We start from the raw sequence: 11516 nt of genomic DNA, 5'->3' as shown, positions 1-11516 counted from the left end.
CTTGCCATCCCCGGCAATCAGCAGCAAAATTTCTTTTGCATTGAGGATCTCCTTCAGTCCCAGCGTGATACCGTGTGTCACCGGACGACCTGCCGTTTTCAGCATGTCGTGATGGCGCGTTTGGTCATCAAGCCTGCTAATATGGCAACACGGCTCCAGCGCGGTTCCCGGCTCGTTCAGCCCCAGATGACCATTTTTGCCGATACCCAGTACGCATAAATCAAGGCCACCCCGATGGGCAATCAAATCCGTCACGCGTTCGCACTCTTTCTCATCGATATTTTCCGACTGAAAGCCGATCAACTGTTCCGGGCGCAGGCCAAGCGGTTGCACGATGTGCTGTTGCAGGAACGATTCACAGGTACCCGGTGTATGTAAGGGAATCCCCACCCATTCATCGAGCTTCACGAAGGTCACGTTTCGGATATCAACGTGATTCTTTTGTATTTTCTCGACAAAGAAACGATAGGTCAGTTCAGGTGTGGCACCGGTCGCCAGGCAAATCGTCGCGTCAGGTTTGTCCTGTATAACCTGAATCAACCGTTCGCTGGCGCGATCGCTGAGCGCATCGTAGTGGTCGCAGTACTGTATGCATTGCATTGGTCAGTCATCCTTTTGACGAGGGGCGCACGTACTGTCGCGCCCCGTTCAGTTTACAAAATGCCGAGTGCGGAAGAGACGATAGAAAGCACGAAGGTGACACCGATTAGCAATACCGGATGTGCTTTTTTCACCCGCAGCAGGTAGTACATCAACAGCGTGTAGCCCATGGGTAAAATGTTCGGGAAGACCTTATCAAAGAAGTCCTTTTGTAGTGCCACATTGTGCGTGCTGTCGATGGCAAAAGAGGTCACGACATTAATATGGACGTAAGACGCGATCAGACCGCCAATCACCGTGATCCCGAGGATGGTTGCCGAGCGGGCGATCATCTGCGAGTTTTCCCTCACCTTATCAATGGCTTTTACCCCAACCGAATAGCCGACGTGAGTCCAGCCGACGCGCAGGAAAAAGATCATCAGATAAACGGCGAAGAACAGAATTGGCCCCAGCAAATTGCCCTGGCTGGCGAAAGAGGAGCAGATCCCCGCCATGATCGGCAGCAAAGTGAACCAGAAAATGGCATCACCAATCCCGGCAATCGGGCCAAACAGCGCCACTTTCAGGCCTTTAATGGTGTCGCGGTTTTCTCCTTTCTCTTCCATTGAGATAAGCAGCCCCATCAGGAAACCGACGAGGTTCGGGTGGGTATTGATAAATTCCAGATGATCTTTCATGGCCGCACTCAGTCCCGGCTTATCATCTTTATAGATTTTTTTCAGAATCGGCAGCATCGCCCAGGTAAAGCCGCCCGCCTGCATCCTTTCATAGTTAAAGCTCGCCTGCAGAAGCGAAGAGCGGAAGCCAAGACGGGTAATGTCTTTTTTACTGATTTCAGATCCCATTGCTGTAATCCTCTTCATCATCATTTTTATGGGCGGCAGGCTGGGGTTGCGCCTGCTGTTTAGCTTTGGCATTGAAAAACTCGTACACGGCGAAGCCCGCGCCGAGGACAGCGACCGGGAGAAGGTTGTTGACCTGGATGTAGCAGACAAAAAGGAAGCCGGCGATCAGATAAGGAATGTACTGTGCTTTGAACATCACGCGCAGCAGCAGACCAAAACCAACGGCAGGCAGAATACCGCCCGCGACTTCAAAACCATGAGTAAGCCAGGCGGGCATGGCTTTCACCAGCGCCTGCATGGCGCCCTGCGCCAGATAGGTACACAGAAACGCGATAATCGCGTAAGAGCAGGCGACAATCAGCGTCGTTAGCCAGTTCAGACGGGCAAATGCGCGGGTGTTGGCTTCTTTTGCGCAGTTATCGGCTCTGGACATAAACAGGGAAAAAGCGGAATAGAAGAACAGAATCACATATTGCATCAGCAAGCTGAACGGCAGGCCAAGGCCGATGGCGGTTTTGGCATCCACGCCGGTAGACCAGGCGATCACCGTCGTCATCAATCCTGCCATGATGGGGTTTGGCGGTTGTACGCCGCCGGCGGGCGTCAAACCAGCAAAAGCCAGTTCGGTCAGACCGCCGGTGATCAAACCAATATGAATGTCGCCAAGAATGGCACCAGTGAGCGTACAGACAATAATTGGTCTGAATAAAAACAAGGCTTCCAGCCAAAAATCGATTCCCAGAAAGAAGACTAATGCCGCGAGGGATATCCCTTGTAAAAGCGTTATTTCATTCATTGTAAACACCTCATATAAATAAGTCCCTTTACTATGAAAACGTTGGCTTGTTATTTACTCCGGGATCGCTTCTTTTTGATCGCCAGGGACATCCTGAATAAAAATGTTTACGCCATGTTTCTTAATGAACTGCAGATCATTAAGGTCCTGCTCATTGACATAAACTTTACTGCTGATCTGCTTTTTGCCTTCTGAGAAGTGCATATTGCCGACATTCACGTCGTTGAGTGTGATACCGCCTTCAAGCAGCTTTCTGACCGTTTGCGGGGTGCGGCAAATCAGGAAAATCTTCTGATGCGGCGCAGCTTTACCGATGACATTGATAGTTTTTTCTATAGAGAAGAAGCGGATACCGAAACCGTAGGTTTCTGCGGTGATGCTCATTAATTTCTGCTGAATCTCATCCTGAGCGACATCATCATCCACGACGACCAACAGATTGGCACCGATTGTTGATGTCCAGGTGACACCCACCTGACCATGCACCAGTCGGTTATCAATACGCGTTAACAGGATATTTGGACTGCTCATACTTAAATCCTCACCATAAAATAATTGAATGACTGAGCTTGTTGAAATATATTATTCTTACCGTATCGCATTCATTAATTAATTCAGCGTGATGTAATCTCGTTATTCTCCTCCGCTATTTGGCCAGAAAGCGCTACCTGATATTAATCAGATAGCGCTTTTGTGTAGTGATGATAATGCCGACTCGCTTACGATAACTCGTGGTCGACTAAAAGTTTATTGGCCGATCCACAGACATTGATTTTACTTCTCACGACTTCTTTCATTGCATCCATACCGACGCGCATGTAGTAGCGCGGATCGTTGCCCTGTGGGTTGTCGGCAAACCACGCTTTCACGGCATCGGCAAAGGCAATTTTCAGTTCAGTGGCGACGTTAACCTTACAGACGCCCAGTTCTATCGTGCGGCGCACGTACTCGTCAGGCACATCGCTCGCGCCATGTAGCACCAGCGGAATATCCACCACTTCACGAATTTCAGCCAGACGCTGGAAATCGATTTTCGGCTTTTTGGTGTACAGGCCGTGCGCGGTACCGATGGCGACGGCAAGGCTGTCGACGCCGGTCAGCTCAACAAAGCGTTTGGCCTCCTGCGGATCGGTCAGAAAGGCGCTTTCTGCGTCCACGCTCATGTCATCTTCGACGCCACCCAGTCGCCCCAGCTCCGCTTCGACGCTACAATCGCGGGCGTGGCAGAAATCCACCACCGATTTCACCAGCTTCACGTTTTCTTCAAACGGGAAATGGCTACCGTCGATCATGGCGCTGCGCACTCCCGCGTTCACTTTATGGCGAATGTCGTCCAGCGATTCATGATGATCGAGATGCAGCGCCAGCGGCATACCGTAGGTGGTCGAGTAGGCAGTGCACAGCGCGTAAAGCTCTTCCAGCGCGATATGTTTAAAGGTACCAGGCGTACCGGCGAGGATCACCGGTGATTGCATTTCGCTACACACTTCGAGGATCGCCTGGATCGTCTCGGCATTATGGATGTTGAAGGCCGGTACGGCGTAGCCTTTTGCCTGGGCATCCTGCAAGAGATACTTCGTGGAAATGATACTCATGATCGGATCCTCTTAAGCTTGCCACGGGTGAATAACGACGCCCTGCACCACGCGGTTGACCGTACCGCTGCGTGAAGGGGTATCCGGCGTATTACCGACCGCAATGGACTGGGTGAGCGCAAAGACCTGGGCATACATCAGGTAGCAGAATGCCAGTTCGGTATCGATGAAATGACGTGCAGACGGCAGCAAAATGTGCGGGCCGGCTTCGATAATGGAATCGCTTTCGGCTGCAATGGCAACAACGCGCATGGCCTGATCATCGCGACGCAGCTCTGCCAGCAGATCGAGATCGTACTGCCGGGTGTAAGGGTGGCTGGAGATATACACCACGATTAGCGTTTCGTTATCCACCAGTGATTTCGGTCCATGACGGAAGCCGGTTGGAGAATCGTAAAATGCCGCCAGCTTACCAGCGGTCAGTTCCAGCACTTTCAGGGCCGATTCACGCGCGGCACCTTGCAATCCGCCGCTGCCGAGGTAGACGATCCGTTTCCAGCTTTCATTGCCAAACACACCGTGGCTGAAATCACCCAATGAGGACAGGATCGTCTGGCAGCGATCCGCGACGTCGCGGAAGGTCTGGCTGTTGATGAGTTTTGGTGCGAACACCGCCAGACAACTGGCCATCATGGTAGTAATACTGCTGGTCATCGCAAAACCGCGATCGTGTGTTTCTGCCGGCATCAGCAGAGCAAAAGCGTTATCGCTTGCCACCGCGTTCTGGTACAGGCTGCCCGCTTCATTGCAGGTGATCGAAAGGTGATAGCACTCAGGGACGAACTGGTTTGCCAGTTCCACTGCGGCGACGCTTTCCGGGCTGTTGCCGGAACGGGCAAACGAGACCAGCAGCAGCGGATGCGCCGGATTCAGATAATCCATCGGATTGGTGACCAGATCGGTGGTCGGTACGGCACTGATGTTTTGCCCCGTGTGGCTGGCAAGCCAGGGAGAGATGATCTCGCCAATGAATGCCGAGGTACCTGCCCCGGTCAGCACGATCCGCAGATCGTCTTTACGCAGTAGTGGCGCAAGAAAGTTGTCGATCGTGGTACGTATCGCGTCAATGTTCGTCAGCGATCGGATCCAACTGGCAGGCTGCTGGCGGATCTCTTCTTCAGTCCAGGTTCCGGTGGTTGCCGCTGCAGGGGTATAGGTTTCTGGCATAACGTAAGTCCTTAGTCTTGTGAATTCCACATCAGACGCTGGCAAAATGTCGCCATCTTTCGTTTCGTTTCACTTGTTCACATGATCGATTGATTAAAATCTATAGGAAAGAAATCGAAAGTTCAATGATGCGAAATGAAATAAAACGAAAATTGTGATCGATTGTACGGAGAGCGTTTTTATCTTATTGATCTGTAATAATTCTCTCTGAAGGTTCTGAGGTGAGGGTTTTCTTAAGCGAAAGGAAAAGAAAGGCCTTACGATTCATGATCGAAGGCCAGGGAGAAAAAAAGGGTCAAAGGGGGAGGCGCTGACCCTGAATCCAGATCTGTTGTAAATGCAGTCCGCCATTGAGAGCGATCATGTTGGCACGTTTGCCCACGGCTAACGATCCTAAGTGGCTGTCGATCCCCAGCAGTTGCGCTGGATGGAGCGAGGCCATATGGATCGCCTCCTCAGGGGCGATTCCTGTCAGTTCAACCATATTGCGCACTGCCGCATCTACCGACAACGTACTGCCTGCCAGGCTACCCGATGCGGTTCGCACGATTCCGCCATGCATGTCGACCTTTTCACCGCACAGCGTGTAGTTTCCGTCGGGCATACCGGCGGCCTGCATCGCATCGGTGATCAGCACCAGCCTCTCTTTGGCACAGCAGCAACAGAGCTTCATGGCGGCCGGATGGACGTGGTGCCCGTCGGCGATGAGCTCCAGCCACGCGCGTGGATCGGTGAGTCCTGCGCCAACCATTCCTGGTTCACGGTGATGGAGTCCGGTCATACCGTTGTAGCAGTGCACAAGTCCACTCGCGCCTGCGTCAAAGGCGGCCTGGGTTTGCGCCCAACTTGCCGCGCTATGCCCCAGCATCACCCGTATACCCTGCTGCCTGAGATGGTGAATCGCCTGCAAGGCGCCCGTTTTTTCCGGTGCCAGCGCCACCACCCGAAGGGTCTGTCGTGAAATGGCGACCAGTTCATCAAGTTCCGTGAGGTCCAGCTCGCGAAACAGCTCCGGGGGATGGGCACCTTTATTCTGCGGCGTGAAGTAGGGCCCTTCCAGATAACTTCCGAGCACCTGGGCGCCAGGCCCGCCGGAATAACAGCGTTGAGCGATACGCTCCAGCGCGCGGTGAATCGTCTTCAGCGGCGCGGTGACGGTGGTGGGGAGCCAACTGGCAACGCCTTCACGCGCTTTGTGCATCGCCAGCTTGTCGAGTGCGTCCGGTTCATCGTCCATCACATCGACCCCCGCGCCACCGTGGACGTGGGTGTCGATATAGGCGGGACACAGTAGCTCGGCGTCGCGCACGGTGATGCCCGCAGCAATCGGCTCGATGGCCGTGATGATGCCTTCTTCAACGCGCAACTGATGATCGTCCAGCCAGCCCTGCTCGGTGAGCAGGCGTCTGGCACGCAAAACCTGCGTCATATTCCTTCCTCGATGGGGTGCTCCTCGCGACAACGCCCCAGCTCATCGACCAGGCTGGTCAGGCCGCGATGCCCGCACTCCAGCGCCTGCACACGAAATGCTTCGCTGCTGAGTCCTTCGCGATCCAACACCATCTCCAGCAGCAATTGCAGGTTGGTGCCAGTGATCACTTCCCGGCCTGGTTTCAGCATCGCCAGCGTAGAGGCGACGCGAAACGGCGTGCCGCCGAGCAGGTCGGTCAGGAAAACGATATCTTCCTCGCCGTCCAGTTGTTCAATCGCCTGCTCAAGCTGCGAGGTGAGCAGCGCAGTGGTGGAGGTTTCCGGAAAGTCGATGGCGATAAACTGCGACTGCTCGCCGAGGATCTGTTTCATCGCTTTTTCCATACCGCTGGCAAACCCACCGTGCCCCGTCAAAATAATACCTAACATCGAAGACCTCTTTGCTTTACAGGAAGTGACAGAACTTGCCGACGACGCCCAGTACCACGGTGATACCGATGAGGCGCAGCGGACTCCAGCCGCGACGGACTAACCAGAACATCGTCAGGGTATAGACCAGCGGTAAAAAAGCGGGCATCAGTTTGTCGATCACGTCTGCCTGGAGCTTAACGACCGCATCACCCGCCTTGATTTCGAGCGTGGTATTCAGACGCACATAGGTCGCCACGAGTGCGCCAATGACCGTCATCCCGACGATAGATGCCGCGTGGCCCACTTTCTTCGTATTGGCCTTGATGAGCGGAATGGCGGCGACCCCCATACGATAAGCATAGTGCGCCAGGCCAAAACGCAGACCCAGATGCACCACGTTAAATAACACAATAAAGACCACTGCGCCGAGGATGGAACCTTGCAAGGCCAGACTGGCCCCAATGCCGCCGCAAATAGGCAACAGCGTCAGCCAGAACATCGCATCGCCAATCCCGCCAAGCGGCGCGCCAACGGCAATTTTGGTGCTCTGAATGCTGTTAACGTCCTGTTTTGAGCGCTCCATCGCCAGAATGATGCCAATGACAAACGTCACCAGGAAGGGGTGGGTATTGAAGAAACCCATGTGGCCTTTCATGGCGCGCGCCAGATCGCGTTTATTGGTGTGGATCTTTTTCAGCGCAGGCAGCAGCCCGTACAGCCACCCGGAAGCCTGCATACGTTCGTAGTTAAACGACGCCTGCAACAGCATGGAACGCCAGGCCACCCGGTTGATATCTTTTTTGGTCAGCTCTGCGCCAATACTCTGATCTTCATAGATGTTTTCGTTTACGCCGGAAAGTAGCGTTTCGTCGCTGTCGGAAACAGTCGGAAGCGTTTGTTGATTAGATGCCATCTTCGAATTCCTCTTTCTGGGCCGCAGATTGCGTCGGTTCTGGAGATTTACGCAGCAGGTCGATCAGCGCCATGGCCAGTGCCGCAGCGGCGATCGCCAGTACCGGCAGTTTGAGCCATGCGGCTCCCACGAAGCCGATGATAAAGTAAGGGATATAGACGTTTTTCATCATGATTTTCAGCAGTACGGCAAAGCCGATGGCTGGCATGATGCCGCCTGCGACGCCGAGACCGTCAATCAGCCGTTCCGGCAGAACATCAATGGCCGTTTTCGCGTGCTCTGCACCGAAGTAAATCGGCAGAAACGCACACAGAAAATAGAAAATCCCCAGTGCCAGTAACGCCAGATAGTTGACCCGTTCAATACCTGCGGTGTCGGCATTCGCCGCCATGCGATCGCAGCGGGACATCACCCCGGACATCACGGAGAACAGAAACGTAATCCCCATCTGCACCGCCACGGCAAACGGCACGGCGACGCCCACGGCGACATCCGGTTTCACCCCAGTTGTAATGGCGAACGTCGTACCCACGATAGTGCCGATAATGACGTTTGGCGGTTGCGCGCCTGCCAGTGGTGCGAGTCCCATCCACACCAGTTCCAGCGTACCGCCGGTTAAAATACCGGTATGCAGATCGCCCAGAATCAGGCCGACCAGCGGCCCAAGCACCACCGGGCGGTGCATGTGTGTTAATCCGTTGAACATATCCAGGCCGGCAATAAAGGCGAGGATACCTAATGCAAAAGCCTGTAACAGACTAATTTCCATGGTGAAGGCCTCAGATGAGTTTAAAGAGATCCTGCGCAGGTTCTGTCGGAACGCCCTGAACAAAGCATTCCACCCCGGCGGCTTTCAGGCCGTTAAACGCCGCAATATCGGTCGAGTCGACAGAGACCGTTTTGGCAATCTGCTGTTTGCCATTGGCGTAGTGCATATTGCCGACGTTGATGCGTGTAACAGGCACCCCACCTTCGACCAGTTTGAGGAAATCGGTGGGGGATTTACAGACCAGCAAAATCTTCTGCCGGTCGGCGGCGCGGTGAATGTTGTCGATCACTTTTTGCAGCGACCAGAAGCGCACGGCGATCCCTTCTGCCAGCACCATCTCCATCAGGTTCTGTTGCACAGTGTCTTCTGCCACCTCATCGTTGGCGACCAGGACCAGATTTGCCCCCGCAAATCCGACCCACTGCACCCCGACCTGACCATGAATGAGTCTTTCGTCGATACGGCTGAGTACAATATTTGGCATAGCGTGTTCCTCTTTTTTGTTATCCGTTTTGGGACGTTACGCCCTGGCAGGCGGCATGGTACTGCTGCAGTATGTCCTGAATATGGTTGATGATGAGTTCTCGCGGTGTGGCATTGAGATCTCCCTCGCGCACTTTCACGTACTGCAAAGGTAAATACTGGCTAATGAGCGGCAGGGGAATCGGCTCATCCGCCAGATTGCGCACCAGCCGTGCAAACGCCTCATCAATCTGGCTGTCTGGCCAGTAGTAACGCACACGATCGGAATAGCTGTAGCCGCGCGCCAGGCGGCGGGTATTGCCATCGCCGTGGTAGTGGCTCTGCCAGTATTCCGGACGATCGAGCATGACGCTTTCAAGGACATGACGCAGGTCGGAACAGGCTTTTGCCGGGAGTAACTCTTCCTCAATGGCGGCCAGCGAGAACAGCGCTTCGCGCAGGGCGAAGGTCAGGGCCGGGCCGACTTTCAGGATGGCAAAGTGATCTTTCACTAACTGGCGCAGCGACTGCGGCGTCTGGTAATCCGTGGAGTGCGCCTCAAAGACCAGCGTGTCATACGCTTCCACCATTTTGCTTAACGCGACGGCTTTCTGCGGTTGATAATCAATGATGTGAGTATGGTCGAACTCAACGCCGGGTTGTACCACCAGCGCGATGATACGGGGCCAGATGGCATTGAGTCCCTGCTTTTCAAAGGCGTGACGATGGGCTTCCAGTGTCGCTCGTGCGGCCTCAGGCGTGGTGACAGCCAGTTCGGTGAGCGTCTCATGGGCTCCGCCCGGTACCGGCACTTCAGTGCCAATCACATAAACCAGATCAGACTCGCCAAAATGAGCAATGCAGGTCTCTTCGGCAATCTTCGCCAGACGCGCGGCACGTTCCGCGACGATGGCATCGGTCAATGGCACGGGATCGCCCTGGCAGGACATGCTGCAATCAAGGTGGATTTTTTTGAATCCGGCGGCGACATAGCTTCTGATCAGTTCGTCGGCATTGGTCATTGCCGGTTCTGCGGCCAGGTTTTGCCAACGGTTAGGGCCGAGGTGGTCGCCCCCCAGAATCAGTTGCTCCTGAGGGAAATTAAGTGAGTCGGCCAATTGGCAGACAAAATGGCGAAAATCGGCTGGGGTCATGCCCGTGTAACCGCCAAACTGGTCAACCTGATTTGAGGTTGCTTCAATCAGCAGCGGCGAGTGATTTGCCTGTGCGTAACGTATTGCGGATTCCAGCACCAACGGATGCGCGGAACAAACGGCGTAAATTCCGTTTGCCTTACCGCGTTTATGCTGTTCCACCATATCAGTCAGATGTTTCACTTTCCTCTCCAGGTCAGATAACTGCGACATGTGATCTTTCGTTTTGTTTCACTTGATACTGCATCATGGTCTTATAAAAATAAAACGAAAGATAATAGTTTTCCGATCTGTTTCACAAAAGAAACATAATGAAAGCATTCAGCGGGGTTTTTCGCCCCTCAGGTCGGCTTTTTTCGGCTTGCATTCCGATAAAAGAAAGGCGTTAATAGGCGAAACGAAATGAAACGAAAGAATTAGCCAAAGGATTTCTTATGAGCAATACCGATGCTTCTGGAGACAAGCGGGTGTCAGGCACCAGCGAAAGGCGTGAGCAAATTATCCAGCGGTTGCGGCAGCAAGGAAGCGTACAGGTGAACGATCTTTCGGGATTGTTTGGCGTTTCCACGGTGACGATCCGCAACGATCTGGCGTTCCTGGAAAAGCAGGGGATCGCCGTTCGCGCCTATGGCGGCGCATTGATTTGCGACAGTAATACGCCAGGTGCGGAGCCTTCCGTCGAAGATAAAAGCTCACTGAACACGGCAGTGAAACGCAGTATCGCCAAAGCGGCCGTGGAGTTGATCAAACCGGGTCACCGCGTGATCCTGGACTCCGGTACCACGACCTATGAGATTGCGCGCCTGATGCGTCAGCATAGCGATGTGATTGCAATGACCAATGGGATGAACGTCGCTAATGCCTTACTGGAAGCAGACGGCGTGGAATTGTTAATGACCGGTGGTCATCTGCGTCGTCAGTCGCAGTCGTTTTATGGCGACCAGGCCGAGCAGTCGTTGCAGAATTATCACTTCGATATGCTGTTTCTGGGCGTCGACGCCATTGATTTAGAGCGGGGCGTCAGTACTCATAATGAAGACGAAGCCCGGCTGAATCGCCGGATGTGTGAAGTGGCGGAACGGATTATCGTGGTCACTGACTCCAGTAAATTTAACCGCTCGAGCCTGCATAAAATTATTGATACCCAGCGTATTCACACCATCATCGTCGATGAAGGCATCCCGGAAGAGAGCCTGAAGGAGTTTCATCGCAATGGCGTTGAGGTCATTATCGTCCAGGCGGCGTCGTGAAAATCACAAAAATGTGATGTCCTTCAATTAAGCAAAAAGAAAAATGTCAGCGGGTTTTTGCCGAACCCGCTTTCGTTTTTTCACTGATTTTTCGTCTCCTTCTCCCGCTCACCTGTCCTGCAC

At 53.7% G+C, this 11516-nt stretch carries 13 protein-coding genes; 1 reads left to right on the top strand and 12 read right to left on the bottom strand.

Annotated features, from left to right (window positions below):
- The 12 genes from JTI98_RS02190 to kbaZ form a co-directional block, all read right to left on the bottom strand.
- The coding region (locus JTI98_RS02190; protein WP_216081884.1) for a galactosamine-6-phosphate isomerase at positions 1 to 600 on the bottom strand (600 nt) is incomplete at its 3' end.
- A gap of 53 nt (positions 601 to 653) precedes the next feature.
- Positions 654 to 1445, bottom strand: a complete 792-nt coding sequence (gene agaD / locus JTI98_RS02185; RefSeq protein WP_042998263.1) for a PTS galactosamine transporter subunit IID — start codon at positions 1443 to 1445, stop codon at positions 654 to 656.
- Positions 1435 to 2241 carry a PTS galactosamine transporter subunit IIC gene (gene agaC, locus JTI98_RS02180; RefSeq protein ID WP_054176904.1) on the bottom strand — a complete coding sequence of 269 codons (807 nt, stop codon included), beginning with the start codon at positions 2239 to 2241 and terminating at the stop codon, positions 1435 to 1437. The genes agaD and agaC overlap by 11 nt, the downstream gene beginning before the upstream one ends.
- Positions 2242 to 2295: 54 nt before the next feature.
- On the bottom strand, positions 2296 to 2772 hold the full coding sequence (gene agaB, locus JTI98_RS02175; protein WP_042998261.1) for a PTS galactosamine transporter subunit IIB: 477 nt from the start codon (positions 2770 to 2772) through the stop codon (positions 2296 to 2298).
- A gap of 188 nt (positions 2773 to 2960) precedes the next feature.
- The gene (gene kbaY / locus JTI98_RS02170; RefSeq protein ID WP_044267500.1) at positions 2961 to 3836 is read right to left on the bottom strand and encodes a tagatose-bisphosphate aldolase subunit KbaY; all 876 of its coding nucleotides are present in this window, start codon (positions 3834 to 3836) and stop codon (positions 2961 to 2963) included.
- A gap of 12 nt (positions 3837 to 3848) precedes the next feature.
- Complete coding sequence (locus JTI98_RS02165; RefSeq protein WP_058587532.1) at positions 3849 to 5003, bottom strand: AgaS family sugar isomerase; 1155 nt, start codon at positions 5001 to 5003, stop codon at positions 3849 to 3851.
- Between the two features lie 295 nt (positions 5004 to 5298).
- Complete coding sequence (nagA, locus tag JTI98_RS02160) at positions 5299 to 6432, bottom strand: N-acetylglucosamine-6-phosphate deacetylase (protein ID WP_216081883.1); 1134 nt, start codon at positions 6430 to 6432, stop codon at positions 5299 to 5301.
- Positions 6429 to 6863: a PTS galactosamine/N-acetylgalactosamine transporter subunit IIA gene (gene agaF, locus JTI98_RS02155; RefSeq protein ID WP_042325173.1), complete on the bottom strand. Its 435-nt coding sequence runs from the start codon at positions 6861 to 6863 to the stop codon at positions 6429 to 6431. Before agaF ends, nagA begins: the two co-directional genes overlap by 4 nt.
- A 16-nt stretch (positions 6864 to 6879) precedes the next feature.
- Positions 6880 to 7758: a PTS N-acetylgalactosamine transporter subunit IID gene (agaE, locus tag JTI98_RS02150; RefSeq protein ID WP_044267503.1), complete on the bottom strand. Its 879-nt coding sequence runs from the start codon at positions 7756 to 7758 to the stop codon at positions 6880 to 6882.
- Entirely contained in the window at positions 7748 to 8527 is a 780-nt protein-coding gene (gene agaW / locus JTI98_RS02145) for a PTS N-acetylgalactosamine transporter subunit IIC (protein ID WP_042998256.1), read from the bottom strand. Before agaW ends, agaE begins: the two co-directional genes overlap by 11 nt.
- A 10-nt stretch (positions 8528 to 8537) precedes the next feature.
- The gene (gene agaV / locus JTI98_RS02140; RefSeq protein ID WP_042998255.1) at positions 8538 to 9011 is read right to left on the bottom strand and encodes a PTS N-acetylgalactosamine transporter subunit IIB; all 474 of its coding nucleotides are present in this window, start codon (positions 9009 to 9011) and stop codon (positions 8538 to 8540) included.
- Positions 9012 to 9030: 19 nt separating this feature from the next.
- Positions 9031 to 10356 carry a tagatose-bisphosphate aldolase subunit KbaZ gene (gene kbaZ, locus JTI98_RS02135; RefSeq protein WP_216081882.1) on the bottom strand — a complete coding sequence of 442 codons (1326 nt, stop codon included), beginning with the start codon at positions 10354 to 10356 and terminating at the stop codon, positions 9031 to 9033.
- Between the two features lie 221 nt (positions 10357 to 10577).
- Between kbaZ and JTI98_RS02130 the strand changes: the two genes are divergently transcribed.
- Complete coding sequence (locus JTI98_RS02130) at positions 10578 to 11393, top strand: DeoR family transcriptional regulator (protein ID WP_125339396.1); 816 nt, start codon at positions 10578 to 10580, stop codon at positions 11391 to 11393.
- The last annotated feature ends 123 nt before the right edge of the window (positions 11394 to 11516 follow it).

This window comes from Citrobacter sp. MGH 55 (genome assembly GCF_016906145.1).
Taxonomy (GTDB): Bacteria; Pseudomonadota; Gammaproteobacteria; order Enterobacterales; family Enterobacteriaceae; genus Citrobacter_A; species Citrobacter_A amalonaticus.
Note: the sequence above shows the minus strand (reverse complement) of the source record. Positions and strands in the feature narration are given on the sequence as shown.